The organism is Pirellulales bacterium (assembly GCA_019636335.1).
In the GTDB taxonomy this organism is placed as follows: Bacteria; Planctomycetota; Planctomycetia; order Pirellulales; family JAEUIK01; genus JAHBXR01.
The window spans coordinates 82,872-109,518 of record JAHBXR010000022.1; the positions used below are offsets into that span (position 1 = coordinate 82,872).

The 26,647-nt window shown below is 62.7% G+C and carries 26 protein-coding genes; 3 read left to right on the forward strand and 23 right to left on the reverse strand.

All coding sequences use genetic code 11. From position 1 onward, the window contains the following. The first annotated feature begins 47 nt into the window (after positions 1-47). Positions 48-515 carry a hypothetical protein gene (locus KF708_19410; GenBank protein MBX3414861.1) on the forward strand — a complete coding sequence of 156 codons (468 nt, stop codon included), beginning with the start codon at positions 48-50 and terminating at the stop codon, positions 513-515. A 701-nt stretch (positions 516-1,216) separates the two neighbouring features. Here KF708_19410 and KF708_19415 read toward each other — a convergent pair. The 19 genes from KF708_19415 to KF708_19505 form a co-directional block, all read right to left on the reverse strand. Beyond that, positions 1,217-2,425 carry a type II secretion system F family protein gene (locus KF708_19415; GenBank protein ID MBX3414862.1) on the reverse strand — a complete coding sequence of 403 codons (1,209 nt, stop codon included), beginning with the start codon at positions 2,423-2,425 and terminating at the stop codon, positions 1,217-1,219. A 54-nt stretch (positions 2,426-2,479) separates the two neighbouring features. Further along, the gene (gene tadA, locus KF708_19420; GenBank protein MBX3414863.1) at positions 2,480-4,234 is read right to left on the reverse strand and encodes a Flp pilus assembly complex ATPase component TadA; all 1,755 of its coding nucleotides are present in this window, start codon (positions 4,232-4,234) and stop codon (positions 2,480-2,482) included. A gap of 70 nt (positions 4,235-4,304) precedes the next feature. Next, entirely contained in the window at positions 4,305-4,631 is a 327-nt protein-coding gene (locus KF708_19425) for an STAS domain-containing protein (GenBank protein ID MBX3414864.1), read from the reverse strand. A 15-nt stretch (positions 4,632-4,646) separates the two neighbouring features. Continuing rightward, complete coding sequence (locus tag KF708_19430; protein ID MBX3414865.1) at positions 4,647-5,054, reverse strand: response regulator; 408 nt, start codon at positions 5,052-5,054, stop codon at positions 4,647-4,649. 38 nt (positions 5,055-5,092) lie between these two features. Continuing rightward, complete coding sequence (locus KF708_19435) at positions 5,093-6,535, reverse strand: PAS domain-containing protein (protein ID MBX3414866.1); 1,443 nt, start codon at positions 6,533-6,535, stop codon at positions 5,093-5,095. Positions 6,536-6,798: 263 nt separating this feature from the next. Continuing rightward, complete coding sequence (locus KF708_19440) at positions 6,799-8,094, reverse strand: tetratricopeptide repeat protein (protein MBX3414867.1); 1,296 nt, start codon at positions 8,092-8,094, stop codon at positions 6,799-6,801. A 19-nt stretch (positions 8,095-8,113) separates the two neighbouring features. After that, positions 8,114-10,354, reverse strand: a complete 2,241-nt coding sequence (locus tag KF708_19445) for a secretin and TonB N-terminal domain-containing protein (protein ID MBX3414868.1) — start codon at positions 10,352-10,354, stop codon at positions 8,114-8,116. 110 nt (positions 10,355-10,464) lie between these two features. Further along, positions 10,465-11,121, reverse strand: coding sequence for a hypothetical protein (locus KF708_19450; protein MBX3414869.1), 657 nt, complete (start codon positions 11,119-11,121; stop codon positions 10,465-10,467). 78 nt (positions 11,122-11,199) lie between these two features. Then, positions 11,200-11,766, reverse strand: a complete 567-nt coding sequence (gene pilO, locus KF708_19455) for a type 4a pilus biogenesis protein PilO (GenBank protein MBX3414870.1) — start codon at positions 11,764-11,766, stop codon at positions 11,200-11,202. A gap of 30 nt (positions 11,767-11,796) precedes the next feature. Beyond that, on the reverse strand, positions 11,797-12,528 hold the full coding sequence (locus KF708_19460; GenBank protein ID MBX3414871.1) for a hypothetical protein: 732 nt from the start codon (positions 12,526-12,528) through the stop codon (positions 11,797-11,799). Between the two features lie 34 nt (positions 12,529-12,562). Then, positions 12,563-13,618 carry a type IV pilus assembly protein PilM gene (gene pilM / locus KF708_19465; protein MBX3414872.1) on the reverse strand — a complete coding sequence of 352 codons (1,056 nt, stop codon included), beginning with the start codon at positions 13,616-13,618 and terminating at the stop codon, positions 12,563-12,565. Positions 13,619-13,644: 26 nt separating this feature from the next. After that, positions 13,645-14,265, reverse strand: coding sequence for a prepilin-type N-terminal cleavage/methylation domain-containing protein (locus KF708_19470; GenBank protein ID MBX3414873.1), 621 nt, complete (start codon positions 14,263-14,265; stop codon positions 13,645-13,647). Then, the gene (locus KF708_19475) at positions 14,262-14,525 is read right to left on the reverse strand and encodes a hypothetical protein (GenBank protein MBX3414874.1); all 264 of its coding nucleotides are present in this window, start codon (positions 14,523-14,525) and stop codon (positions 14,262-14,264) included. The genes KF708_19470 and KF708_19475 overlap by 4 nt, the downstream gene beginning before the upstream one ends. Positions 14,526-14,569: 44 nt before the next feature. Continuing rightward, on the reverse strand, positions 14,570-16,006 hold the full coding sequence (locus tag KF708_19480) for a hypothetical protein (protein ID MBX3414875.1): 1,437 nt from the start codon (positions 16,004-16,006) through the stop codon (positions 14,570-14,572). A gap of 89 nt (positions 16,007-16,095) precedes the next feature. Next, on the reverse strand, positions 16,096-16,935 hold the full coding sequence (locus KF708_19485; GenBank protein MBX3414876.1) for a hypothetical protein: 840 nt from the start codon (positions 16,933-16,935) through the stop codon (positions 16,096-16,098). Beyond that, a complete protein-coding gene (locus KF708_19490; protein MBX3414877.1) occupies positions 16,919-17,515 on the reverse strand; it encodes a type II secretion system protein in 597 nt (198 codons plus the stop codon). The genes KF708_19485 and KF708_19490 overlap by 17 nt, the downstream gene beginning before the upstream one ends. 422 nt (positions 17,516-17,937) lie before the next feature. Then, on the reverse strand, positions 17,938-18,867 hold the full coding sequence (nadC, locus tag KF708_19495; protein ID MBX3414878.1) for a carboxylating nicotinate-nucleotide diphosphorylase: 930 nt from the start codon (positions 18,865-18,867) through the stop codon (positions 17,938-17,940). 106 nt (positions 18,868-18,973) lie between these two features. Next, positions 18,974-20,035 (reverse strand): metallophosphoesterase, encoded by a 1,062-nt coding sequence (locus KF708_19500; GenBank protein ID MBX3414879.1) that lies wholly within the window; start codon positions 20,033-20,035, stop codon positions 18,974-18,976. Positions 20,036-20,194: 159 nt separating this feature from the next. After that, on the reverse strand, positions 20,195-20,782 hold the full coding sequence (locus KF708_19505; GenBank protein MBX3414880.1) for a hypothetical protein: 588 nt from the start codon (positions 20,780-20,782) through the stop codon (positions 20,195-20,197). A gap of 437 nt (positions 20,783-21,219) precedes the next feature. On the opposite strand from KF708_19505, the gene KF708_19510 reads away from it, so the two are divergent. Beyond that, entirely contained in the window at positions 21,220-21,738 is a 519-nt protein-coding gene (locus KF708_19510) for a class IV adenylate cyclase (GenBank protein MBX3414881.1), read from the forward strand. A gap of 91 nt (positions 21,739-21,829) precedes the next feature. Here the strand turns inward: KF708_19510 and glsA are convergent, their stop codons facing one another. The 4 genes from glsA to KF708_19530 all read right to left on the reverse strand — a co-directional run bounded on the left by glsA (position 21,830) and on the right by KF708_19530 (position 26,204). Next, on the reverse strand, positions 21,830-22,855 hold the full coding sequence (glsA, locus tag KF708_19515) for a glutaminase A (protein MBX3414882.1): 1,026 nt from the start codon (positions 22,853-22,855) through the stop codon (positions 21,830-21,832). A 22-nt stretch (positions 22,856-22,877) separates the two neighbouring features. Further along, positions 22,878-23,651, reverse strand: coding sequence for a MinD/ParA family protein (locus tag KF708_19520; GenBank protein ID MBX3414883.1), 774 nt, complete (start codon positions 23,649-23,651; stop codon positions 22,878-22,880). A gap of 87 nt (positions 23,652-23,738) precedes the next feature. Next, positions 23,739-24,266 (reverse strand): FHA domain-containing protein, encoded by a 528-nt coding sequence (locus KF708_19525; protein ID MBX3414884.1) that lies wholly within the window; start codon positions 24,264-24,266, stop codon positions 23,739-23,741. Positions 24,267-25,280: 1,014 nt separating this feature from the next. Then, complete coding sequence (locus KF708_19530; GenBank protein ID MBX3414885.1) at positions 25,281-26,204, reverse strand: TIM barrel protein; 924 nt, start codon at positions 26,202-26,204, stop codon at positions 25,281-25,283. A 165-nt stretch (positions 26,205-26,369) separates the two neighbouring features. On the opposite strand from KF708_19530, the gene KF708_19535 reads away from it, so the two are divergent. After that, the coding region (locus tag KF708_19535) for a YnfA family protein (protein ID MBX3414886.1) at positions 26,370-26,647 on the forward strand (278 nt) is incomplete at its 3' end.

Consider the following 26,647-nt stretch of genomic DNA (forward strand, 5'->3'; position numbering starts at 1 on the left):
GCTCTGTTCGAGAAAATACAATTAAATTCGGCTGATCGGTGCGTCAAATGTCTTTGAAGCTGCGCCGATCATACCAACTGGGAGTCCTGGTTCGAATGCGGTTAGACTACGTTTTGTTGGCGAGCAGCGCCGAGGCAGCAACGAGAAACCGTGTTCACATTCTCGGTGCCAATATCTCCGTTTGGACGGCTATTTCGTTCCCGACGGATGCCAGTTTTTGCCTGGTTGCCAAGCTCGATTTCAGGGTTGAGGAGTTCGACAGGACATACGATTACCGGGTCGAAATCTCGGGTCCGGGCGATGCCGCCTGGCAACCGTTGACGCAAGATCGACAGTTCACCGTGCCTCGCAGGCAAGATCGACCGGATTTAGGGACGTCCATGACGATCATGGCTCATGTGCATGCTCGCCTTTCGGAGGCAGGCGATTATCGCGTGCGACTTATCGTCGATGACATCGAAGTGGCGGAGCGTACTTTGATCGCAAGTTTACCGACAGAAGTCACCTCTCCTTGAGTTCCTGGTATGAGTTCTGGATTTCAATCGTCGGGTTTCGCCTCTGCGGCATGCAGCGATGGTTTTGTGGTCGCCAGTTCCCATCATGACAGTGGTCCAGGCGGTGATAGCGCGTATGCCGACAGCATGGACTCAGGCGCCGATGCTACCATTCAACTGTCGGCGGACGAGGCAGATTCGTGGGAGGCTATCGCAGAACTGGGGCCTACCAAGGAACAATTCGTCAGGCTCATGCACGAATTCCGCGCTCAACACTCCAGTGAATCATCTATGGACGACTGATCGCTGTGTCCAAATCGATTCAACTGGGATCTGTTGTCCTTGTCGAATTGTGCGATCCGCGTGGGCAGAATCCAAAGGTGCGTCCTGCACTAGTGCTGAACCGACCACAGGAAATTGTGGCTGGCGAGGATCTCAGACTCGCGGCAATTAGCACGGACTTCTCGTTGCCATTGAAGTCTGGCTGGTTTTTCGCCACTTCCGACGTGCAAGGGATGGCTTGCACGGGTCTCAATGAAGCATGCGTTATCAAGGCCGATTGGCTCGATGTCGTTCCACAGTCTGAGGTAATCGCCGTCAAGGGTCGCGAAACTCGCCAGGTAGTGCGAAGTGTCTTGAATTGGTTGACCGAACAAGCGAGGCGCACACGTAAATCGTAAACTGGCTCGCCAAGGTTTGTGCGTGTATCTCGCCGCACCGCGTTAGTGCGACGTGCTCAGCTTGAAGATCGGGAGCATCAGGGCCATGCCGATGCCCCCCACGACGCCCCCCATGATCGTGATCATGATCGGCTCGATCAGGCTGGTGACCGCCTTGACGGCGGTTTCGACCTCGTGGTCGTAGTAGTTGCTCACGCGGTCCAGCACGAACCCGAGCTTGCCGGTCTCTTCACCACTCGAGATCATCTGCACGAGCGTCGGGGGCAACAGAGAGGTGCCGGCCAGCGCCTTCTGCAGGGTGCTGCCCGTGGTGATTTCCGAGGCCACGCGGTTCCACAGCTCGCGATAGTAATAGTTGCCCGAGACCGCCGCGCATAGCTCGAGCGATTCGAGCATCGGCACGCCGCCGCGGAGCATCGCTCCCAGGGTGCGAATGCTGCGGCTGATAATCACCTTACGCGTCAGCGTACCGACCGCGGGCGTGTTGATCTTGATCCAGTCGATGATCTTGCGCCCCAGGTCGGTGTGGCGGCCGAATACCACGCCGGCAATCGCCAGCGCGATGCCCGCGACGAACAGATACCAGTAGTTCGTCAGGGCGTTCGAGATGGCGAGCACCACCACGGTCGGCATGGGCAGTTGCATCTTCTTCTGCGCGAACAACGGCGTGAACTTCGGAAAGATGTACGCCAGCAGAAAGATGGTGACGTTGACCGCGGCGATCGCCATCACGCAGGGATAGGCCATCGCCGACTTGACCTTGCTGCGTGTCTCGAGGTCCTTGCGCAGATACTGCGCGATGCGCTCGAGCATTTCGCCCAGCGTGCCGGTCGATTCGCTCGCCCGGACCAGCGCGACGTAGGTCGTGTCGAAATACTTGGGATGCCGCGCCAGCGCGCTCGAGAAGTCCTCGCCCGATTCGATCGACGCCTTGATGTCGTCGAGCAAGTGCCGCAGCGTGGGGTTCTGCTCCTGCTCGATGATGCTGCCCAGCGCCATGGTGAGCGAGATGCCGGTCTCGACCATGATCGCCAATTGGCTGGTGGTGTAGATGATCTCGGCCCGGGTGATGCGGCGCGCAAACAAGCCCCCGGCCGCGGCGGCCGCATCGTCGGCGTCGGTCACCTTGAGCACCTGCAAGCCATCGCGCTTGAGGCGCAGCGTGGCCTCTTCGGGACTGTCGGCCTCGAGCGAACCTTGCCGCAAGTTGCCGGCGTTGTCGCGTGCGCGGTATTCGAAGGTGGTGGACATGGGCGTTCTTCGTGGCGGGGGGTCGTCGAATCTTTCTGGTCAACGCGGCCTGGCTTAGGCGCTCTCCACAAGTTGCGGCCGGGCGTCGAGCGGCTCGCTCCCTGCGCCCGCGCACTGCAGCACCTCTTCGATTGTGGTGATGCCCTCGCGCGCCTTGCGGAATCCGTCGTAGGCCAGCGTGATCATGCCCAGTTGCCGCCCCATCTGGTGCAACGTGGCGAGCGAGGGATTGGCCGTAATGGCGTCTCGCATCTCGTCGTTGAGCACGAGCAGCTCGTGAATGCCGATACGCCCGCTGAAGCCGGTATTGCGGCACTTGCGGCAGCCGACCCCGCGGTAGAACTCGTCGATCTGGAAGCCCATTCGTTCGACCGCCTTGCGCAATTGGCGCGGCGGATCGTAGGTTTCCTTGCACTTCGAGCAGATACGGCGCACGAGTCGTTGCGCGAGCACCATGTTGAGCGCGGCACTGATCAGGTAGGGTTCGACCCCCATATTGATCAAGCGTGTGACGGCGGCGCAGGCGTCGTTCGTGTGCAGCGTGCTGAACACGAGGTGCCCGGTAAGCGCGGCCTGGATGGCCGTGCGCGCGGTCTCCTCGTCGCGAATCTCGCCCACCATGATGACGTCGGGGTCTTGCCGCAACAGCGTGCGCAAGGCGCGCGGAAAGGTAAGCCCCACCTTCTCCTGCACCTGGAACTGATTGATTAGCGGCAGGTGGTATTCGATCGGATCCTCGACCGTGCAGACGTTGTTCTCCATCGAGCTGATGGCGTTCAGCGCGGCGTAGAGCGTCGTCGACTTGCCGCTACCGGTCGGACCCGTGACGAGTACGATGCCGTTGGGGGCGGTGATGTTCTCGTGGAAGCCCGTCAGAATGTCCTCGGCGAATCCCAGGTCTTCGAGATTCAACGACACGGCGCGGGTATCGAGCACTCGCATCACGGTCTTTTCGCCCCGATTCATCGGGAACGTCGAGACGCGCAGATCGATCGGACGACTCTCGAGCAGCACGTGGACGCGGCCGTCTTGCGGCAAGCGGCGCTCGCTGATGTCGAGCGAGGCCATGATCTTGATGCGGCTGGTCACCGCGTTGAGCAGGTGCAGCGGCACTTCGAGCGACTTGTACAAGCGGCCGTCGATGCGGTAGCGCACCCGCGTGCAGCGCTCGGCCGGCTCGATGTGGATGTCGCTCGCCCCCTCCTTTACGGCGTTGAAGATGATGTAGTTGACCAGTCGAATGACCGGCGATTGTCCGGCGATCTCCTCGACGTCGCCGATGTCGTCGATCGCCTCTTCGATGAGCGTGACGTCGGCGCTGTCCGAGTCCTCGATGATATCGTCGATGACGAAGACCTTCGAGTCGGGCAGGTTCGTCTGCACGAGCCGGCGGATGTCCTTCGTCGACGAGGCGACGATCTGCACCTTGAGCTGCGTCAGGCTCTCGATCTCGTCGATCAAGAACAGGTTCGACGGCTCAGCCAGCGCGACCGTGAGCGTATCGCGAATCTTGTACAGCGGCAGAACGAGGTTCGCCTCGATGAACTCGCGCGGCAGCACGTCGACCACGCGCGAATCGCAGATCCGCGGCTCGAGCTTGGCATAGGGCACGCCGTACTCGACCGCCAGGCATTCGAGCACGTGGTCTTCGCTGCAGAACTCGTGCTCGACGAGGATCTCGCCCAGCAGCTTATTGCGTCCCTCCTCGCGCTGCTTCTCGAGGGCCGCCTGCAATTGCTCGTTCGTTAGATAGCCCTTGTCGATCAGCAGATCGCCCAGGCGCATCTTGCGTTCGTGCGTGGTAGCCATCAGAAGGTTCTCAAGGCGGGAGTGGGGCTCGGGGCGTGCCGCGTGCGGCACGCCAGACGCGGCCACGCGTCTAGCGGAAGCTGCGCACGGCGTCGACCACGCTCTCGAACACTTCGAGTTGGCGATCGAGTCGCGTGATCTCCAGGATCTTGCGGTTGTACGGGTTGGTGGTGGCCACCTTGATGTTGCCCCCCGCTTCGTACAGCTTGTCTTGCGCCTCGAGCAGAGCCGTCAGCCCCTGACTGTCGAGCAACTCGGTATTGTCCAAGTCGACGACCACGCGCTGCTGCGACAACGTCGTTACGAACTGCTCGAAGTCCTCGGCCTGATCGCGGCCGAGCTCCTCGGGCGTATGGACGACGACAACGTTGCCAAAAATTTCGGTGGGAAGATTCATCGTGGCGGGCTCGATTTATTCGCTAGTCGCGTGCGCGGGGCTCAGCGTCCCCGTCTCCAGGACTTCTTCGACCATTTGCAACAGTTCGCGCGGGCTGAAGGGCTTGGCCACTACGCGCAGCACGCCCAACTGCTCGACGATGTCCTCGTGGCTCAGCTCGTATCCCTTGGCGGTGAGCATCAGCATCGGCAGGTGCCGGGTGTGCTCGTGGTCGCGGACGCGGCGGCACAGTCCAATGCCGTCGAGGCGGGGCATCTGGCAATCGGTGACGACCACGTCGGGCAAGCGGCGCTGAATCGACTCCCAGGCCTGCTCGCCATCTCCCACGCACTCGACGTCATAACCCGCGCGGCGGATCTTGAACTCGGCGGCCTTGAGAATGTGAATCTCGTCGTCGCACAAGAGCACGCGTTTGCCCGACATCGTTCGCTCCCTGACGCCGCTTCGCACGGCGCCGTGACTTATCCGAGCCGGCCGGCGCTGGGCAGCGTGATGACAAACGTGCTGCCTTCGCCCAGTTGGCTGGTGACCTCGATCTTGCCGTTATGGACGTCCTCGACGATGTGCTTCACGAGCGCCAGGCCCAGCCCCGTGCCCGGCGCCATGTCGCTGTCTTTCTTCACGCGGTAGAACTTTTCGAAGACACGACGGGAATCTTCGGGGCTCAACCCCACGCCCGTGTCCTCGACCTCGAGCTGCACCTCGCCGTCCGACATGCGGCTGCGGAGCGTGACGGTCCCCCCATCGCGCGTGTACTTGATCGCGTTCGACAGCAGGTTGATGGCCGCCTGCAGCAGCATGTCGCGGTCGACCAGCACCCCCAGGTACATGGGGCTGAGGTCGGTGACGAGCGTGATGTGTTTCTTTTCGGCCGAAGGTTGGACGACGCTGGCCGCTTCTTCCAGGATCTCGTTCAGGGCGCGGTGCTGACGGTCGACCTTCACGACCCCCGCTTCGATCCGCGCCAAGTTGAGCATGTTGTCGATCAGCCGCTGTAGCCGGTCGGCCTGGCTGTTGATAACGTTGAGAAACTCTTCGCGGGTTTCCTCGTCTTCGGCGTCCCCGTCGGCGAGCAGCTCGACGTAGGCCTTGATGCCGGCCAGCGGCGTCTTCATCTCGTGGCTCACGGCCGAGACGAACTCGGCGTGCCGCTTCTGCGAGGCCTTCTGGCTCGTGACGTCGCGCAACACGGCGACGGCGCCGGCCGATCCGCCGATGTTGCTCTCTCCCGTCTCGCCCGAGCGGGCCATGTTGCTCGCCGTGACGCTATACCAGCGGGCCTGCCCTTCTTCGTCGCACAGCTCGATTTCTTCCGTGCGCGTGGTGGCATTGGGCCGACGTCGCGTGTCGGTCAACACCTCGACGAGCTTCTCGCACTCGAGCAGGCGATGGATCGCGCGTTGCTCGGTGCTCTTCTCGTCCAGGTGCAGCAACTGCGACGCGCTGTCGTTCGCCAGCACGAGCTCGTCGTACTTGTCGACCACCAGCACGGGATCGGAAAGGTGGGCGAGAATCTGATTCGTGCGTGCTTGTTCTTCGGTCGCGCGGCGGATGCGGATTTCGAGTGCCGTGCGGGCCATCTCGGCCGCCTCGGTGCGATCGTAGCACTTGGCCAGCCCCGCCGAGATCGCTTCGAGCGATGGCCCCCAGACGCTGCGGCGCAACAGCGCCGGCAGATCGACCGCCGCCGGGCCGCCGCTCGAACCATCCTCGGCGGCGTGGGCCAGATCGTGCAGGTAATGCGCCACGAGCCGGCGCTCGGACGTCCAGCAACGCATCAACCAGGTCACGGCCCCAACGGCGATGAGGGTCGTGCCGCCGACCAGCGCCAGTCGTTCGACCCAAGTCGCCGGGTCGAAGTTCCACGTGGCGGCCCAAGCCAGCGCACTGGCACTGCAAAACATGGCCGAAGCAGCCGTTAAATAGTTCGTGGATGGTGCGAAGCGAGAATGCATGGTGTCCGTCGAGATCGTCTCGTTCCAATTGGGAGCTCGTGCTCCATCAATCCTCAAACGACGAAAGGCACGCGGCGCGACTGCCCGTTCGCAGGCAGCCACACTCGTGCTGAGCAGGTAGAAGCAACGCGAGACTTTCCCTACTGAACGTTGTCCGTGGCGCGAAGCACGCCACGAGCGGCACGTTCAGCGCGAAGGGAATCGCGCGGGGATCAGCGACGGAGGTCGTACTTCGCATCGAGCGCGCGGGCTTGTGCGAAGTGACGGGCCGCCTCTTCGCGCTGGCCAAGCCTGGTCAGCGCGGAACCCAATAAAAAGTAGGACAGGGCGTGAGAGTTGTCCAACCTAAGCGCCTGTTGCAGCGTGGATTGCGCCGCTTGGAAGTCGCCCGATTGGTACTGAGCCAGTCCCAGCGTCTGAAGAACACGCGGTGACGAAGGAAACGATTGTGCCGCCCCACTCATTAGTTCCACAGCGGGGAGCGATTCCCCCCGACGTAGCAGCGCCACTGCCGCCGAGATCGGGATCTGCGGATTTTGCGGTTCCGCGGCCATCGCCTGGCGGATGAGCGACACCCCCGCATCGAGGTTGCCCGCTTCGATGGCCTGCTGGCCGCACTGCGCGATTTGCGCGGCGCTCGCCAAGGGCGAGGGGGTCGAGATCGAATTCGGACGCTGCAACGCCGACATGGCCTGACCGACCGGCAGGTGGTCGACCTCGGCAAAGCGAATGTTTACCTCGCCAGTTGACGATTCTGCCGCTTGCGCCGGTGGCAGCGGCGCGGCGTCGTGCTCGTTCGGCAGGAGCGCGGGTACGTTGTTTGATATGGTAGCCGTGACAGGGACAGCAGCCCCTGAAAATGTTGGGATGGCCGGTTGTTGATACGACACGGGGACGACCGGCGCTGACTTGATGTCGACCGACTTCGGTGGGGGCGGGGTAGCGGCAGCGAGTTGCGTCGAGCCGCTCTCGGCCATCGGCGTCAACGGAGCCCTCGAAACCGTACGCAAGCTGGCAGCATAAACGTCGTTGTCCGGCGCGAGCTCCGCCGCGCGTCGGTAATGCGTCAGCGCTGCTTCGTGCTGGTCCATCGTGTCGCGCACGAGCGCCAACGTATGCTCGATTTCGGCGTCGTCCGGGTGGTGCTTGCGAGCCATTTCGAGCTGCATGGCCGCCATCTGCGGTTGACCCTGGCAGACCATCACCTCGGCCAGCAGCAAGCGCGAGCTGCGATGCTGCGGATTGCGCGCCAGCACCTGTTCGAGGTTGCTCTGGCTGCTCTTCAGGTCTCCCTTGCGCAACGACTGTGCCGCGGCGTTGTATTGCGCATCGTCGCGCTTCCGCTCGAAGTCGCGCACTACTTCCGCCGCACGATCCTCGGAGGAGATCTCCGGTTGGGTCGGCTTCTCCGGAAACTTCGAGACACTGGCGCACCCCACCGCCGAGCTCATCGCCAGGACGAGCAGCGTCAGTAGCCAGGCCGTTCCGATGCAGCGCGCGTACGTCATGCGTCTTGCCACAGGTTCCCTAGTAGCGTTCGATCGGAACAATATCGCCCGGCACGCCCGGTTCGAGCGGATGCTTCGGTTCGGCCGGGGGGCCCGCAGGCGCCGGGGCCAATTCTCGCTCGAGCGAATCGAGTACCCAGGGCGGAATCTCACCATCGCTGTCGAGCAACTCGATTTTTTCGCCGGGGGGCAGCATTTCGCCGCCACTATACGGACCATCGTGCCGGCCGGCCACGATATCGGTGGTCAGTTCGATCGCCGCGCGATTGGTCGGGTCGAACTGCACCGAACATTGCGCCAGCCGCAAGGCGGCATCGTAATCGCCCGCTGCCCAGGCGGCCTGCGCCTTGCGGAAGTAGATGCGGCCCAGGTAACGCTTGCCCAGCGGGCTCATGTGATCGCGGTAGACGGCCTGGCGGCGATGGAATTCCATCGCGCCGCATTCTCCGTCGCGGCACGTTTCTGGCTCGTAGACGATGTGCGGCGTGATCAGCACGAGAATCTCGCGCTTCTCGATGTCTTCGGTCGTGTTGCGGAAGAGAAAGCCGACGTAAGGCAGATTGCCCACCACCGGCACCTGCGTCGTCGTCGTTTTCAGGTCTTCGCGCATCAGGCCACCGATGATCACCGTGCAGCCGTCGCGCACCATGATGTTCGTGGTGACCTGCGTGACTTCTTTTTCCGGAAGGGTGAATCCCTCGCGCACCGGCACGGCGCCGGTCGAGAGCTCGGGGTGTACTTCCATGCGAATCAGGCCGTCGGTCGAGACGTACGGCCGCAATCGCAACTGGGCACCGACCTCGAGAAACTCGACGCTCTGCGTCGTGCTCGTCTCGGTGACGGTCGTGCTGATGTAGCCCAACTGGGCGCCGATCAGGATCTCGGCTCGCTGCTTGTCGAGCACCATCAGATGGGGCGAAGCGATCACGTTCGTGTCGCCGATCGTCTCGAGGAAGTTCAGGAACGAGCCCAGGCTGCTGTCGAGGAAATCGAACGTCAGGCCCCCCGTGAACGTGAAGGGATCCGTGGGATCGGCAAAAGGCACCGTACGCGGCGTGCCGATGCCGAAGCGGATGGTATCTTTGTTCCGTAAAAACTGCCAGTTGACCCCCACCTGGAGCTTGTCACCCAGCTTCACGCTGAGAATCATCGCGTCGATGGCGACCTGGACGGGACGTTTGTCGAGCTCGTCGAGCACCTGGTCGATCTCGTTGAGCACTTGTTCGTAGTCCTGCACGAGCACGGCATCGCCGCTCGAGAAGGAGTCGCCCCCCACTTGCGTATCATCGCTGCCGATGCCGGTGGCGGCGGCCGTGGTGACGCTCGACTTCCCCACTTCGGACGTGAGCAGCGGCTCGATGAGCTGTTGCAGCTCGATCGCGGTGATGTAGTTGGGGCGATAGATGCGCGTGCCGATGCGATCGGACGTGTGATCCATTTCGACAAAGTCTTGCGGCGTGCCGACGAAGATGAAGTTGCCCTCGCGGCGCGCGGTGAAGCCCGTCGATTTGAGGATCGCCGACAGCGCCTCGTCGACCGTGACGTTGTTCAGCACTGCCGACACCGAGCCGCCGACGTTCTTGCTGGCCAGAATGTTCAGGCCGCTTTGCTTGCTCAATAACTCGAGCACGTCGCGGAGGTCTTCGTTTTGAATATTGATGTGGAGATTCGCATCCCCCTCGCCCGCCTGCGGGGCGGGCAGGATCTCCGATTTTCGAGTGCGGGGTTCCGTAGCCACGGCTGGCGGCGTCGCAGGAGCCACGTTCATTGACGGCGCGCCGCTCGCCGCTGGCACGAGAGGATTCGTGCTGGCGCCGGGGTTCTGCAGGGTCTGCATGGCCGACTGCAGCAACTCGGTGACCTGGCTCATGTCCATCTTCTGCGGATCGACCCCGAGCGCCGCGGCGGCCCCTCCCAAAGCACCCGACACGCCGCTCGTGTTGCCCGCGGAGGTGCTTTCGGGCGTGAGCCCTGGGATCGATTGTTGCGTGATCGGAGGCGCCGCGCTCTGGCGTTCGAGCGGCTCGGTCGCTGCCGTGGCGATGGATTTCGGACTCGCCGCGTGGGAGCGTGTCGTGGCCGTAGCTGGCGACGGCTCGCCTGGCGAGTCCGGATCATCCAGGGTGCCCCACGAAACTTTCGTGTGGCCCGATTCGGTGTGCGTCGTCTGCTGCGGAGTGCGCGCAGCGAGATAGACGGCCGAACTGAGGCCGGCCAGTGCGCCCATCAACAACAGCATCACTCGAAGCACGCGGCTCATATGTCATCCATGACAGGTGCCGTCGTTCGGCCAAGGTCCACTCGATCGGTGGGCCGCGGCTTACCCTGGCTCTTCGCGCTCCGCGCGTCGAGCCTCGCTTTCGTCCTATCTCAGGGACCTGCGCTCAGACGGCGAGATCCGTTGCCTGCCCTGTCTTTTTCGGGAATGACCAAGGCGAATTCTCGATCTCCCCGTACGAGAACCACCTGGTTGTTGCTGACCTCGGCGACGTAAAACACAACCCCGTTTCCCAGGTCAATTTCGCTCCCCACGGTGTACACATCGCCGTTGATCAACGCCAATCGGCGGCGCGGTCCGATGAGCGTGCTGCTCAGCTTTAATCCTGCCGCGTTCGGGTCGATCTCTGCTTGTCGCGTTTCCTCCGTCTCGGCGACCAGACTCCTTCCGGGGCTAACGATCGCGAGCGTGCCATTGAAGGGATCGCGGATCTCCGGCAAGGAGCCACCGCGTGCCATCAACGGATTGCTATCAATCTCTTCGGCCAGCATGCGCCACGGGCGCTCGGGCGTGGGGGTCGGTTTGGACAAGGCGTCCAGCGATGTCCCCAATCGCGACATCAGCACCTGAGGGTCGATCGTGCCATCGGCGGACTGGACCGCAGGGGGCTTCGAACGACGAACCAGCTTCCAAACCATGGGCGTCCAAAAATAGAGTCCCACGCACAGCGCGAGACCTAGCATGGCCGCCTTCTGGGGGCTGGCTTTCACCTCGCGGCGAATCTGGTTTTTCAGTTGCTTCAGGTTCACGGTACTAGCACCGCTGCCAGCGAACGCGTCCCGCTGGCGCACGGCAGTCCCTTCTATCGGTCGGCCGGTAGTCTCAACCTAATCGGAAATCTCTCGCTGATTACCAAATATCACGAGATTCAACTCGCACTTTGTAAGCTTCCTGTCCGATTCATTTTTCGCAGGCACCGCAGAGAGCTCAATATTGTTAAGCCAGACAAACTGCGGCAAATCTTCCAGGCGATGGATGAATTCTCGGATCTCCTCGAACTCGCCGGTACAGGCGAGGTCGACGGCCACTTGTCGCAAATAGCGTAGATCGGTCACCTTCTCGGGGGCAAAACGCGAGGGAGAGACCCCTACGTCGCTGGCCAGCCGGCTGATACTGCCGAACACCCCCACGATCTGTCCTTGCGGAGCGATGCGATCATTCCACGTTTCGTTGTAGGCCGTGGCCTGGCCGAGTTGCGATTGGACAGCCGGAATTTTGACCACCAGCATGTCGGCTTCATGGATGGTGGCTTCCGTGGCGCGTAGTTGTTCGCGCAGTGCCATCAGATCCCGTCGACCGGGGATGTAGAAGTAAAGCATGTAGCCGAGCAAGGCGCCGACCAGCGGTACCGAGATCAACCAGATGCTGTGTTGCGAGATTCGTTTCTTCCACATGGCGTGCGCTTTGCGATCTATCGGTGAGCGCTAATTCGTCGTGGCCACCGCGGGCGCGGCAGCGTTCTCTGACGGCGAGGAATTCATGCCCGGACTGGGACGGACGGTGACGTGCGCCATGAAACGCACTGCCGTCTTGTCCTCCCCTGGCACTCCTTCCACGCGTTCCAACTCGGGATTGAGCAACAGCTTCGATTCCCCCAAGGCCATCAAATACATGTGCAGCGCGGAATGATCGCTCGTGAGTCCCCAGAGGCGTATCTCGAGCACGCTCGACGCGGCTTGCGTGCGTAACACCTCCAGGTCGTCGACCGCGGCCAACTGCTGCGGAGCTTGTGGGTCGCCATCCGTTGGAATGGGGGCTGGTCCCGGACCAGCCGGTTGATGCGTGGGTCTGGTCACGGGCACCACTTCCACACGCTCGAGCGTGATGGCCTCGGGAAGCGGACCCAGTACCTCGGTCATCAATTGCGATTTGGGCCAGGGGTGGCGCAGGAACGTCAGCAAACCGGCCATCGCGTTGGCACGTTCGAGCTTGCCCTGCAGCTCGGTCAACATCGCCTGCCGCGCGGTGGCTTCCTTGTGCAGCAATTGAACATCGGCCAGGCGCGCCATAACGCGGCGCCGTTCGGCATGCTGCGTCAGCGCGGCGGCCACAATCGTACCGGCCACCGACAACACCAGCACCAGGCGCACCATCGTCGCCCGCCGCTGTCGATGCAGCTCGCGATAGGTCGATGGTAGAAAGTCGATGTCTTTCATGCCGCCCGATAGCATTGTCGTGCCGATGGTTGGTTCAATTCACGTTGCGCAAGGCGAGTCCGGTGGCGACATCCCACTGGCTCTGACGACCGGCGGGACGATTCGACGGCAGCAATCGCAGCGGATCGCCCACCTCGCATGGAATGTCGAGCCGCGCGGTCAGCGACTCGGCCAGGCCGGGCGTGGCTTCTCCTCCGCCCAGGATGACTCGTGCCACCGGTTGTCCGCGGAACGTGACGCTGTGATAACGCAGGCAGAGCGATAGTTCGCCGGTCAGCCGTTCGACAATCGGCCGCGTGGCCTCGGCCAGGCTGCGCGAGATCTCCTCGTCGCGGCGATCGGCCTGCCGGTCGGCATGTTGACGGCGCAGCGCGGCCGCCTCGGGCAGGCCGAGTCGCAGGTGCCTGGCCACGGCCTCGTCGAGCGTGCGGCCGCTGGTTTCCACGTACTTGATGAACAACGCGTCGTTCCCCTGAGCGATCACCACCGCCGTGCTCGACGCCCCCACGTGAACCATCAGCGTGCGCTGCCGTTTGTCCTCGTCGCGGCGAAACTGTTGCGAGTAGCAGCGCAGCACGGCGGCGGGTTCGATGTCGACGGCCACGGGGCGCAGTCCGGCCCGCACCACAATCGACAGGATGCGCTCGAGCACCGGCTGATGGCACGCCAACAGCACGACCTCGCGCTTCGTCATGTCCCCTTGCCGGACGTCGGCGGCTTCGACGAAGCGGATTTCTGCCTCGCTGGCCGAAAATGGCAGTTTGCCTTCGGCCTCGGCATGGACGATGCGATCGAGTTCTTCGCCCGATGCCTTGGGGACGCGAATGTTCTGCACGTAGAGTTGCTCGCCCCCCAGGCACAATACGGCATCGCGGCCGACGAACTCGCGACCCTGACGCGCCTGACGCAGGGCATCGGTCAATCGGTCGGCTTGCTGCTCGGGACGCAGCCCTTCGACCGGAGATAACTCGTGACGCACGGCGTCGATTACGCGCGTGCGATCGCCACTCAATTGCAGCAGCTTGATCGCGCGGCTGCCGAGATCCACGCCAATGGGACCGCCACGTTTGGATGCGAAGAATCCGACCATGGTTATTCTCTGGTGCTCCGTCAAGCTCAGGAGCCATTGAGGGGAGTCGAACCGCTGTCGGGATTCGTGATGCCGGCAGGCAGCGCCGTTGTGACATCTCCTACCCAGGCCATGCCCGTGATCGGGTCGACCGTCACCGAGATGAAGCGGCGTTCCGCGAAGCGACCGGCCGTCAGCCAGACGACGGTCTCCTGGGGGCTGGTCGTCTCGCCGAGCGGCCCGAACTCGACCGAGGCCAGGTTCACCGCGGGCGCGCCTGCCGCGCCAGCAGCCAGCAATTGCGCCGTGCTGCCGTGCATCGAGGGAGCGTCGTCCAGCGAGACGATGTACTGATCGCTGGGGTTCGACCAGGCCTGCGTCGGCAGGCGGGGCAGCGTTTCGAGCGCCGGATTCGTGCCCGTGTGCTCGAGCACGTAGCGATTGCGCGTGAGATCGAAGGTAACGCTGTAGCGGCTTTCATACTCGACGGCGAGGCTGCGCGTCCACGCCAGGTCGGAGGCGAGCGCATGCGCCGCCCCTTTGAGCTGCTCGGCGATATTGGGATTGCTGTTGGGAAGAACGATGGCACTCAAGATCCCGACGATCGCCACGACGAGCAATAGCTCGATCAGCGTGAAGCCGTGCGGCGAATGTCGGCGCTGGTTCATCGTCCTGGGGTGGGCTGTTGTACGCCAACAATGACGACCTCCAGCTTGCCGGAACGCAACAAAGCGTTCTGTTCCTTCAACAGCGAGCTGATCTCCCGCAGCGCGTCGATCGTCTCGAATCGCTGCTGGACGGCGTTGGCGAACGGTTCCTGTGCCTGCGGCGGCGCAGCCGTCGTCGTCTGGTAAAAACCTAGCATTCCAAGAGATACGACGTTGGTTGCTAGCAATGCTGTCCCAGCGGCGCGGGTCTTCCAATTCATCGTCAAGTCTCCTTGTAGCGATTGCAGCGATTGCGAGAGCGTATCTACACGCCATCCGTCCAACGGATCAACTGCCAACGCAGTCCCGGATCGGACGACCTCGGTACGTAGATCGGCTGTCCGACGTCCGGACAATGCTCTGTCACCTGTTCCGTTTCCGGTTGGAGCGTCACAACCGGGACCGCCTGGTAGCCCAGGGCATGTGCGTAAACGGGGAAGTACTTGATGCCGTTGAGCAGGTTGGCTTGCAGGTTGAACAGGGTCATCAGTAACGGCCAGGAGGCATTGCTCCAGCCATTACGTCCTCGCAATCGAATGCGCCGCGCCGCCACGTTGCCCGTAAAGGTAACGTTCATCGTCGCTTGATCGCCGGAGATCGACTGGAACTCTTGCAACACGAGCGTCGCGCCCCGAATGGTCGCCCCGGAGGTCGCGTTCAGCGCCAGGTTACGGGCGTAAATCACGGGCAATCGACTGGGCTGCGAGGCCCCCTCGATCGATTCGAGGTTCACCGCTTCGAGCGTGACGTTGGTACCGTCGATGTTCACCTGATCGGTCGCGATCAGGGTGCCGCGGATCGTCGTGTTGTTCTTCAGGTCGACGGAGCCGTTGCGCACGAACAAGCCGAGCGGATTGGTTCGGGGCGAGGCCTCGTAGGTGCCGCCGTTGACCGACGACGGGAGCGACTGCGGCGAGTAGACCTTGCCCCCCGCATAGAGCTGGTACCCGGTCGGCGCGGAAAACGACGCAGGAAGCGACGTGCTGGTGAGCGAAACATCGGAGGTCGATACGCCCAACTGCGTTTGCAAAAACGACCGCATCGATGAATCGTTCATCGAGTAGGGAAACTTGACCGTGTTGTTGAAGGGACGGTAGTCGGGATATCCCGCGTTGCGCATCAGGTTCAAGTCGCCCGCGTAACGCGTCCGCGCGCTCGAATCACCGATGGAGTTGCTGGTGATGAGCTGGATGCCCGATTGAAAGCGTACGGGTCCCTTGATCGAGATCGGAACCTCGAGGCGGCAATCGTCGGTCGAGAGCTGATACAGCGTGTGTTGCGTGATGGAGCTCCACTCGCTCGGTGTTGCCGAGAGCCCGCGCGGCACGAGCTGCACGACCGCTTCAATCTCGTACGTGGCTTTGACCGTCGGGTGATCGGGATTGGTGACCGACCCCTTGGCCAAGAGCGTGACGCGGTAGGGCCAGTGATGATCCTCGGCCGAACCGGGCACGATCTGCGCATCGCCCGTAGTAAAGCTCACTTCGTAGCTGCCGCTTGTGCCGTAGCTGCCCGTGAACGTCGTCTCGACTCCTGCCCAGTTCGTTTGGTGCATGCGGCGTATGGCGGCCAACATGCCACTCGTGGCGACCTGTTTCGCCTCGAGCGTACGACCGCTATTGCGCTGGATCTGCAAGGCCGTCGACTGCGAGTTCAGCACCGCATAGGTGAGCACGAGCGCGGCCGACAACACGAGCAGCACGACAACGACGGCGGCTCCGCGCCGGGGACAGGAGCGAATTCCCAGAACAACGCCCGGGCGACGACGATCGTGGTGGTGGCAAGTCGCGGTCATCGGGTGTAGCGGTACAAGGTGTAATTGAGCACGGCCGATCCGTAAAAGGGGATCACCGACTGCGCCGTGGGATCGTCGTTCGAGAAATCGTCGGGAACCAACTGCAGCTCGATCCGTACCCACGACTGTCGCATTCCCGTCGCGGGGCCAAACAGATGCTGTGGCCAGGGCAGCGCCGACCAGTCGAGCGAGCTGTTGTACCAGTCGGTCTGCGTCGGGCGCATGTCGGCCATGAAGCGCACACAGCCACGCTTGGCGCCCGAACTGGTCGGCGATGCCGTGCGCAGCAGATCGGTCAAGACCGTCTTCTTGCTCGTGCCGGCGTTCTTCAGCGCGTTCAGCGTGTTGCGCCAGGTCGTCGAGTTCAGGGTTTCCGTCAGGGGAATCGTCCGGTTATCGTTCGGCGCCGTGATTTCGAGCAGGCGATGCGGAGCCGCCGGATCGGGGCAGTAGAAAATGCACTCGCTGATGCGTGGCATGCCTTCCGGGCTCACGGGATCGCCTGGCGGGTTCCAGACGACGAGCGTATCGGGATAACGTTCGCTGCCGACCGTTTCGTACACGACCTGCAGCCCTGGATTGAACTCGTTGGCGGACGCGGTCGACACGGCGCGCGAGATCCGCTCGAGCGCCACGCGGGCATGTTGCGCGGCGGTGGCATGCCCCGCGTTGTGCTGCCACCCTTCGCGCATGGCGAGCGCCAGCGTGGCGACGATCGCCGTCGTCGTGGCCATCAGCACCATCGCGGTCATCAACTCGACGAAGGTCATGCCCGCGCGCGAACGGCGCGCCGAACTTGTTCGAGGTCGTGGCAGACCGCTAGTTCGAGGGGACATTGGAAAACACTCGTTTCACTTCGGCCAGCAGGCGTTTCGTGCCGCTCGTGGGCACGTGAAACACCTGCACGTGTACCAGGCGGTAATTGCTCGTCTGCGAGCCCGACAGCGGCGTGACGAGATTGTTCTCGTTCACGTAATAGACGCGGACCTCGCGGCGCCAGCGATCGAAATAACCGTTGCGCACGCGGAAGTTGGCGTTGCGCGTCCCCCCCAGGCCGTTGTCCGTCCCCAGGGTGATGCCCCACGGATCGGCGACCGGCTGATCGTTGTAGCCGTGGAAGTCGTCGATGTCGTTGTAGCGGGAGTAACCCGGTCCGCTCGTCTCGATCGAGCTGGCCGAGAACGGCCACTGGTAGGGATCGCCATCGTGGAACTTTCGAGCAGAGATATCGTCGATCATCTGCTGCGCGATCCCCTGCGCAATGGTCATCTCGAGCGCCGCCTGGTTCATCTGCATGGCACTGGTGAGACCTGCGAGCATAGCGGCCCCCGCCACGCTGACCAGGGTCATCGTGAAGAGCGCTTCGATCAGTGTGAAGCCGCGCGCGGCGCGGGTGGTGGGCTGGAGGCGTGGCATAAGGCCGGCCCTCGAGGAACCGACAGGGGAAAAATGGCGCAGCAGGGTCCCCTCAAGCTCCCAGCTATCCCTGCTGCGCCAATGACCTACGCCCCTCCCCAAGACGCGGGTGCATGGGAACTCTAGTTCGCCCCCAGAGGGTGTCAAATGCGACACATCGTGCATCGCCGTCAAATCGCGCGTTCGCGCAACGAACGTGGCGAAATGACAACAAGCCGGGCGCAGCCCCCGCGCAAATCGTCGAAAGCATGCTCACCCCTTCGACCGTTACGCCGCAGAGCGCGGAGGCCTCAATCTGCCAGCAAGAAGAAAATCGAGACGCCGCTCGACTCGCCCACACAAAGACCGGCTTTTTAGAAACAAAGTGCGATGAGGCCACGCGCAGCCTATCGCCTGCCAGAAGATGTTCGCCGTCGCGGAGACTACGCGGGGACGTTCCAGTCGAGGCCGACATCCCACGCCCGGGCCGAATGCGTGAGCGCGCCAAGGCTGATACGGTCGACCCCCGACTCGGCGATGCCGCGAATCGTCTCCCAGTTGATTCCGCCCGAGGCCTCCAATTCGACCTGTGGCGCGTCACGATCGCGCCGTGTCACGGCTTCTCGCAGCATGGCGGGAGGCATGTTGTCGAGTAGCACGATGTCGGGCGCCGCGGGCAAGATCTCGGCCAACTGCTCGAGCGTATCGACCTCGACTTCGACGATCATCGCCGCCGCGCGCTCGGGTCCGAGCAGCTTGTCGAGGAATTGCCTTGTCCGAACGACGGCCTGCGCCGGCGTAAACCGCTCGCCCCCCAGCGACGCGCCCAGGGCGAGATGATTGTCTTTGATCAACACGGCGTCATAGAGCCCGCTCCGGTGGTTGTGCCCGCCGCCGCAGTGGACGGCGTATTTTTCGAGCAGACGCCAGCCGGGCGTCGTCTTGCGCGTATCGTAGATGCGGGCCTTGGTGCCGGCCACCGCCTCGACGAAGCGCCGCGTCAGCGTGGCGATGCCCGAGAGCCGCCCCAGCACGTTGAGCAGCACACGCTCCGCAGTCAGCAGACTGCGTGCCGGTCCGGCGAGGCTGGCGATCGCGGTTCCCCGCTCGACCCAGGCGCCGTCTTCGACCAGCGTCGACCATTCCACCGTGCGATCGTATTCGGCGACCGTCATCTCCGCCGCCGGCAGGCCGGCGACAACACCGGGCTCGCGCGCGACGACGAGCGCCGCGCCGGTTGCCCGCTCGGGCACGAGCGAGACCGTCGTCCAATCGTGAACGCGATCGACGTCCTCGCGCACGGCCAGCGTCAGGATCTGCTGCCACGCGGCGCGCACCTCGTCGTCCCACAACTGTTGGCGAAACTCTTTCATCGAGCGCGTCGAATTCACAGCAGAGATTCTCTTCCCACAGCAGAAACGGGGGTAGCTGCCCGCTCGCCGTCGCCGCGCGAACGCGCTTCCCTCGGCAAACGTGGACTTATGCCCACTTCCAGGCCGGGTTCAGCTTGACCACAAACTGGTTCTGTGCGTCGATCTTATACTGGTCGGTCGAGGGGGAGTACGCCTTCACCTGCAGCGTCTCGCCGTCCGGCAGAAACTCGTACAGCCGCAGGAAGGCCTGGCCCCCTTCTTCCTTCATCTGGTAGTTCACCAGGTGTTGATGCACGTCGCCGCCAGCGGGATGGGACGACGTCATGCGACCGAGGCCGTCGCGCAGTACGTGACCGTTGACGGTGAGGAAGAAGTTGCCGTTCTTCGCGACCAGTTTGTTCCACAGTTCTTCGCCGTCGTTCGTGCCCCCCTCGAGTTGCGCCGTGCCGTAGCTGTGCGGGTTCCAGGTCTGCTTCTTGCCATACTTCTCCCAGTCGTAACGCGTCTCGTCGTAATACATGTACGCGTGCGTGGTCAGGATCTTCTTGTGGTCGGGATACTTCGCGGCCACCTCGTGTGCCCAGGCGACAACCTCGTCGCGCGGCCCCCACTCGAGCGCCAGCACGAGAAAATCCTGTCCGCGCGTGTTGAAAAGATGGTAGCTGTTGTCGAGCCGTTGCTCGTCGAACAGGCCGGCGAGCGACTTTTGCTGTCTGGCTTTCGCGAGGGGGAAATAGTCGTTCATGAACGTTTCGCGCGTCGTGGCGTTGCCCCCCGGGCCGTAATCGTGATTGCCTAGCGAGAGCGAGTAGGGCACGACTCCATCGAGCGTCTGCATGGCGCGCTGCGCCACCTCCCACTGCTCCTTGGTGTTGCGATTCGTGATATCGCCCAGATGCAGGACGAATTGAATGTCGCGCGCGTCTTTGTTCGCGGCGATCCACTCGGTCTGCTGGTAGAAGTGCTGGGGATACCTCTCGCAGTAGACCTGCGTGTCGGGGAGCGCGGCGATGGTGAACGAACCTTCGACAAAGGGGAGCGGCTCGCCGAACTGGTCTCCCTCTTCCGGTGTCTCGGCGGCCCAGGCCGTACGCCCCAGCAGGCAGCCCCCCAGGCCCGCCAACGCCAGCCCATTCCACTCGCGACGGTTCATGCGTGAGAGATCCATGTGCGCGGTCCTTGGTCGTTTCGTATTAGCGGGGTTATGCGATCGCCGCGGCAAGCGTGCGTCAGTGGCCGCTCGTCCTTTGTGCGTCGCGCGGGCGTTTCAGGATAGTCCCTGGCGATGCCGGCGGAAACCAGGGGGGGCCGTTTCTTACTTGACCTGCTAGCTCGTGGCGGCTGCTGCCTCGGCCAGATTCCACAGCGCGGGAAAACCGGCGATCGCACGCAAGATCACCGTGGCCAGCAGGTAGCCCATGTAGTGCAGCACGCCGGTCAGAAAGTCGAGCTCGAGGGCCGCAAAGGCCGCAGTCCCCCCCGCCAACACGAACGGCGGCGCGATGAAAAGCCAGTTCCAATTCTCGGCGAACAGGCTGGCCGGCAAGAAAGCAAACACCCCCCAGAGGGCCACGTAAACCACCGAAACGAGCGACGAGCGAATCCACATCGTGCGACCACGGTGCGGTTCGAGTTCCTCATCGCGCAACAGGGCATAGCTGCCCGCCACGATCGGTAGCGTGACCAGCAACAGTGCCACGCCCGTCACGGCCACATTCGACCGCAGCAGCGCTCCGGCCACCCAGGCGATCAGCAGCACGGCCAGTCCGCCGCCGACCATCGCCGCGATCATCACCGGGTTGAACTTCGTCTCCTGCCGCGAGATCGGCTTGGTGACCAACCGTCCCTTGGCGTCCTTGCCCCCTTCGGCAAATTCTTCAGGGGCATGGATCTTCACCTCTTCCACGTCTGGCACCGTGATGGGCGCCTTGCACTTCGGGCAGGTCCCCTTCTTCCCGGCAAACTTCTCATTGACCCGGTACTTTGCTTTGCATTCCGGGCAAATGACGAGAATCGGCATGCGCGCGACCGGGATAAGAAAGATCGAGATGGGGCCCACTGTTCCGCCACCAGTCTGGCAGACAGAAAAACGGAGTCAAGCAGGGGACGCACGCCCCGGCCGAGCCGTGAAAAACGCCAGAATTGGGCGCCTTTTGACGGAGTGCCACCATCGCGGACGGCGGACAGCCAGCGAATCGACTGTGGCGGGCACTGCGGAGTTCACGGGTCCCAGCGCCCTGTTGGTGTCTGCTCACAGCCGGGCTTCTGCGTCCCCGCTTTCCGCCAGAGAGGTTTTCCGTTTCAATCCGTTTCCACCTGATGGATCACCCCCGCGCAAGGCGAATGTCCCCGATGACGACTCCCCGACGCAACATCGAGCTCAAGGCCCGGCTGCGCGATCTGGCCGCGGCGCGCGCCACGGCCGAGAAGCTGGCCACCGAGTTCGTCGGCGTGCAGTGGCAAATCGACACCTACTTCGTCTGTGCGCAGGGCCGTCTCAAGTTGCGCGAGATCGATGACCGCATGGCGCAACTGGTCGCGTACGAGCGGTCCGATGAACGGACCAGCAAGGCGAGTGACTATTACCTCGTCGCCGTGCCGCAGCCCGCGCTGCTGAAGCAGGCGCTCACGGCGGCGCTAGGCGTGCGCGGCGTGGTGCGCAAGCGGCGCGAGATCTTTCTCGTCGAGAATGTGCGGATCCATCTCGACGAAGTCGACGGGCTGGGCACGTTCCTCGAGTTCGAGGCGGTACTCGGTCCTCACGTCGACGATCGAAAGGGCGCACAACAAGTGGCCGAGCTGCGCGAGGCCTTCGGCCTGCGGACCGAAGATCTGCTGGCCTGTTCCTACTCCGACATGTGCGGTTGGTGAACGACTCGCACGTCGTAACGATGCGTGGCACTGGGATGATGCCACGGGATAGTGCCATACGAGAGTGGCTCGCCTATCGAGTGGGTGTGGCCTAGCGAGTCGGTTGCAACTGCGCAAGAAAGGCCTGGGCGCCCCCCTGCGGCTCGAAGGCGTGCAGGCCAAAGCGTTCGGAGAGTTCCTCGCATACCTTGATGCCTCGGACGCTGTTGCCTTTCGCATCCAGCGCGGGCGAGAAAATACCGATGCCTGCCACGCCGGGCAGCACCGCGACGATGCCGCCGCCGACGCCGCTCTTGGCCGGAATGCCGACTCGATAGGCCCATTCGCCGGCGTAGTCGTACATGCCGCAGGTGAGCATCACGCTGAGCAGATCCTTGACGTACTGCTGGTCGATGGCCTGCTCGCCCGTGAGGGGGTTCACCCCGCCATTGGCGAGCGTGGCCCCCATGACGGCCAGATCGTGGCAGTTCACCAGGAGCGAGCATTGCTGGAAGTACAGCTCGAGCAAGTCGTCGATGCGATCGCCCACCATGCCGAAGTTGAGCATCAAGTGGCCGATCGCGCGGTTGCGATGTCCCGTGGTCCGTTCCGACATGAAGACGGTGTTGTCCACGTAGACCTGCCGCCCGCAGTAGCGGCCGAACATGCCGATCATCCGCGCCACGCGCTCGGGAAAGTCCTTGCCTTGGACCAGGTCGGCCGTGGCGATGGCGCCGGAGTTCACCATGGGGTTGAAGGGGCGATTCGAGACCTCGTCGAGCACGATGGCGTTGAAGGCCTCGCCCGTCGGCTCGACTCCGACCTTGGCCACCACGCCGTCGCGACCGTGGTCCTCGAGTGCCAGCCCGAACACGAAAGGCTTCGAGATCGACTGGATCGTGAACATCTGCTGGTGGTTGCCCACTTCGAAGATCTGTCCCTCGCGCGTCACGATCGAGATGCCGAACCAGCCGGGATCGGCCTTCGCCAGCTCGGGAATGTAGTCGGCCACCTTGCCGTCGCGCACCGGAAGATACTTCTCGTGCAAGTCGCGCAGGACGCCGCGCAGCGGCGCCGCCGCCGACTTCATCTTGTTCAACAGGGCATCGAGCTCGTGGCCGCGCGTCGCTTCTGCCATGCCGACGGACTCCGCTCAGAGTTCAGAGTGAGGTGATGCGATCGGCGATGGCTCGCAAACCGCGCGAGAAAGGATGATCGGGAAATCGATTGCTGAAGATGGCCCCGCTGGCCACCTGCACGATCTCTTCGTTCAGCGGCAACACTCCGGCCACCTCGGTCGAGTAGAGGCCCTCGACCTTTTCACGCAGTGCCTGCCGATCCATCGTCGAGGGCACCTTGTTGACCAGCAGCAGCATGTTCTTCACGTCGAGACGCCGCGCCAGTTCGGCCGTCACGGCCGTACCCTGGAAGTCCTGGTTGTCGGGACGCATCACCAACAGCAGCAGGTCCGAAATAGCGATCGACAGCAACGTCTCTTCGTTGACGCCCGGGTGCGTATCGATGAACAGGTAGTCGAGCTTGCAGTCGCGGATCAGGTCGTGAAAGCCATCGTTCAGCAGGCCCACGTCGTAGCCGTCGCGCAGGATGCGGCCAATGGCGCCGCTGTCGGCACTCGACGGCACGAGAAACAGCCGCGGACGTTCGCTGTCGGGCAGGATATCGCCCACGACCGACGGCGTGACGTCGATCGCCGCTTCATGGATCTTGGCGTCGCCCCACAGAAAGTCGTTGAGCGTGTGCAGGATGCGCTTCGGCTCGAGATGAAACAGCACGTGGACGCCGGGCGATTGAATATCAGTGTCGACGATCGCGACGCGGTACCCTTGCTTGGCCACCATCACCGCCAGGTTGGCCGTCGTGTTCGATTTGCCGGTGCCGCCGCGAAAGGAGTGGATCGAGATGATTTTGGCCACGAGGTAACTCAATGGTTGCGCGATAGTCGGACTTCCCATTCTCGCCGCGGGGCAAGAGACAATCTCTTTTCGGCCGTTCCCCGGCCGCTAGCTCGGTGGGTCGCGCTTCTTGCGCAGATCTTGGGCCTTTTGAATCAAGAGACGAAACGTTTCTTCGCCGGTAATCTGTTGCACCTGCGTTTCAGCCTGTTGCTGGTCGATGCCCAATTCGGCGAGATCGATGAAGTCGAGCTCGACCGTGGTGCGCGCCTTTTGCGAGTCGCTCAAGGCGCGCCCGTCGATTTCGAGAAACTCGAGTCGCGGGCCGCCCGGACCCAGTTGAAACGAATCGCCGTGGCGGAGTTGTCGCGAGGGCTCGGTCACCTGCTGATCATCGATCCAGACGCCATGCCGCCCCAGCGAGGACAAATGCCAGGCGCCGTCGAGGTAGCGCAGCTCGGCGTGCAGCCGCGAAACGTGAGGATCGGCGACAAACACGTCGGTGTCTTCGAGTCGTCCGATCCGGACAATGGCCTGACGCATGAAACTCCAGGTCTGCATGGCGTGCCCGAGCGTCGCATGGATCAGCCGCAAGGCGATGGCCGTGCTTTGGGGTCGAGTGCCGGAGGTCGTCACGAGCGCACCACTCGTTCGGGTGTAAATGGGACAGGCAGAAGACATGGTCGTTTTTCGCCAAATGCTTCCCCTACATTTGGCGGAGGACGCATCCCGCCGTGCCGACGTGACGATTCTGGCTGTGCCCACCTCTGGAAGTTCGACTCACGCTGCGCAGCGAGGGCGCAGTAAGTGCGCAAATCTTGCACCAATGTGGATGATTTGCGACCAGGGAGACGCGAAGCCAAATGCCGTCAAGACTTGCGATCACGAATCACTATTAGACTGGTCGCTCGCTTGTCGCCTAGTGAGGCAATCGCTGCTGCGAATCGTGGCAACTCTGGGTCTACTCGAGTGGCTACGACTCATCACCCGAGACCGGCCCGAAGACGCATTCTCTCAACAAGCTCGTTCCATAGATCTACTCGCTGATCTCGACGGAGAAAAGTAGCGAGCACTCTCTCCTTGCCGTCGGAATGTTCGATCACGAGGGCCGGCCGAACGAAGCGCGACCAGCGTAACCGGCTAATTTGGCGGTAGGCAATAAATCGATCAGCCGGTTTACCCTTGTACAGCGGAATGCGGACTCCTTCGTCCTCTAAAACAAGAGGCCGAACGTGTTGCTTGCACCGGCGCATCTCAAGTGCCAAATACGCAGCGGCCAAGGCAGAGAAGAGGGAGATACCCGCGAAGACAACCAGAGTGGTCATCGTCGTCAGCGGGGCCGGCCGAATCGATGCGCGTAGAACAGCGGCACCGATGTAGACCGACAGGAACAGGGCCAACCCGACCACAAGATAGTATCCCCACCAGGGCGGATGGCATGAAAACTCAGTTCTGCCCTGCGGCATTGCATTATCTCCGCGCGACGCTCGTCATCACGCCAGCAGTCGAAGGGTGCCGCGTAGAAGAGGCAATCGTGTGAAGCTCGGACGCTATCCGTCTTCTGCTTCAAGGACCTCGTCGTGCCATCGTGCCGGCGTGGTGAAATATGACCACAACGGCACGATGGACACGGCGGGGAAAATCGACTGGCTAGCTGGCCAACTCGTCGCGAACGCGCTCCAGCAGTTTCTTTGTGGCCATGATGCCCTCGGGTTCGGGCAGCTTGCTTCCTTCGTACTCGATCCCCACGAAGCCGTGGTAGCCGGCGTCGACGACGATCTTCATCATCCGCTTGTAGTCGGTGTGGGTCTCGTTCCCCTCGGCGTCGAAGTCGTGGCTCTTCGCGCTCACCGCCTTGGCAAAGGGCATCAGCTCCTCGACCCCCTTGTAGCGGTCGTACTCCTCGGTGCCGCTGACACGGAAGTTGCCGAAGTCGGGTAACGTGCCACAGTTGGGCATGTCGACCAGCTTCATCACTCCGGCCAGCCACGCGCCGTTCGACGACAGCCCGCCGTGATTCTCGACGATCACGTTGATGCCGTGGCTGGCACCGTACTCGGAGAGGCGGCGCAGGCCGTCGGCCGCCAGCTTTTGCGTCTCGTCGAAGCTGCCTTTGCTCTGCGCGTTGACGCGGATCGAGTGGCAGCCGAGGTACTTGGCCGCCTCGACCCATTGATGATGCTTCTCGACCGCCTTCAGGCGATCTTTTTCATCGGGATCGCCCAGCGCCCCTTCGCCGTCGATCATGATGAGCAGGTTCGTCACGCCCAGATCGTCGCTGCGCTGCTTCAGTTCAGCCAGGTACTTCTCGTCGCGGGCCTTGTCCTTCCAGAACTGGTTGACGTACTCGATCCCCTCGATGCCGAAGTCTTCCTTCGCGGTACGGGCAAAGTCGAGATTGTCCATCTTGCCGGCGAAGAGCTTTTTGTGCAGCGACCATTCGGCCAGCGAGATGCGATACAACGGCTTATCCTCCGCGGCAAAGGTAGGTAGCGCGAGGCTCGACAAGCCCAGCCCTGCGGCAACGGCACCAGTGGTTTGCAGGAACTCGCGGCGCGTGGTGGTGTGATTCATCGGACGGCTTCCCTCGACATAATCAGGTGGGGTGGTTCGGCGGTGGGGTCGATCCGAGCCAGTATAAGAACCGCGAATCGGTGAATCAAACGACCCAGTGCGACCGTGTGCGAGTAGAATGTCGCCTAGGACGATTGGCCTACGCGAGCCCAAGAGATGAGCGAAATCGTACGTACGACACTTCTTTTCGCCGTGACGGCCATGGCAGAGATCTTGGGCTGCTATCTCCCCTATCTGTGGCTAAGGCAGGGCCGATCCGCGTGGCTCCTGGTGCCGGCTGCTATCAGTTTGGCCGTGTTTTCATGGTTGTTGACAATGCACCCGACGGCAGCCGGACGCGTCTACGCAGCCTACGGGGGAATCTACATTACGGTCGCGCTGGCCTGGCTGTGGGCGGTTGATGGCATTCGGCCAACGCGTTGGGATGCACTAGGCGTGGCGCT

Bases quoted from the DNA above. Each gene is read 5' to 3' on its own strand.
- KF708_19410 (MBX3414861.1), top strand. From the start codon at position 48: ATGTCTTTGAAGCTGCGCCGATCATACCAACTGGGAGTCCTGGTTCGA.
- KF708_19415 (MBX3414862.1), bottom strand. From the start codon at position 2,425: ATGTCCACCACCTTCGAATACCGCGCACGCGACAACGCCGGCAACTTG.
- tadA (MBX3414863.1), bottom strand. From the start codon at position 4,234: ATGGCTACCACGCACGAACGCAAGATGCGCCTGGGCGATCTGCTGATC.
- KF708_19425 (MBX3414864.1), bottom strand. From the start codon at position 4,631: ATGAATCTTCCCACCGAAATTTTTGGCAACGTTGTCGTCGTCCATACG.
- KF708_19430 (MBX3414865.1), bottom strand. From the start codon at position 5,054: ATGTCGGGCAAACGCGTGCTCTTGTGCGACGACGAGATTCACATTCTC.
- KF708_19435 (MBX3414866.1), bottom strand. From the start codon at position 6,535: ATGTTTTGCAGTGCCAGTGCGCTGGCTTGGGCCGCCACGTGGAACTTC.
- KF708_19440 (MBX3414867.1), bottom strand. From the start codon at position 8,094: ATGACGTACGCGCGCTGCATCGGAACGGCCTGGCTACTGACGCTGCTC.
- KF708_19445 (MBX3414868.1), bottom strand. From the start codon at position 10,354: ATGAGCCGCGTGCTTCGAGTGATGCTGTTGTTGATGGGCGCACTGGCC.
- pilO (MBX3414870.1), bottom strand. From the start codon at position 11,766: ATGTGGAAGAAACGAATCTCGCAACACAGCATCTGGTTGATCTCGGTA.
- KF708_19460 (MBX3414871.1), bottom strand. From the start codon at position 12,528: ATGAAAGACATCGACTTTCTACCATCGACCTATCGCGAGCTGCATCGA.
- pilM (MBX3414872.1), bottom strand. From the start codon at position 13,618: ATGGTCGGATTCTTCGCATCCAAACGTGGCGGTCCCATTGGCGTGGAT.
- KF708_19470 (MBX3414873.1), bottom strand. From the start codon at position 14,265: ATGAACCAGCGCCGACATTCGCCGCACGGCTTCACGCTGATCGAGCTA.
- KF708_19475 (MBX3414874.1), bottom strand. From the start codon at position 14,525: ATGAATTGGAAGACCCGCGCCGCTGGGACAGCATTGCTAGCAACCAAC.
- KF708_19485 (MBX3414876.1), bottom strand. From the start codon at position 16,935: ATGTCCCCTCGAACTAGCGGTCTGCCACGACCTCGAACAAGTTCGGCG.
- KF708_19490 (MBX3414877.1), bottom strand. From the start codon at position 17,515: ATGCCACGCCTCCAGCCCACCACCCGCGCCGCGCGCGGCTTCACACTG.
- nadC (MBX3414878.1), bottom strand. From the start codon at position 18,867: ATGAAAGAGTTTCGCCAACAGTTGTGGGACGACGAGGTGCGCGCCGCG.
- KF708_19500 (MBX3414879.1), bottom strand. From the start codon at position 20,035: ATGGATCTCTCACGCATGAACCGTCGCGAGTGGAATGGGCTGGCGTTG.
- KF708_19510 (MBX3414881.1), top strand. From the start codon at position 21,220: ATGACGACTCCCCGACGCAACATCGAGCTCAAGGCCCGGCTGCGCGAT.
- glsA (MBX3414882.1), bottom strand. From the start codon at position 22,855: ATGGCAGAAGCGACGCGCGGCCACGAGCTCGATGCCCTGTTGAACAAG.
- KF708_19530 (MBX3414885.1), bottom strand. From the start codon at position 26,204: ATGAATCACACCACCACGCGCCGCGAGTTCCTGCAAACCACTGGTGCC.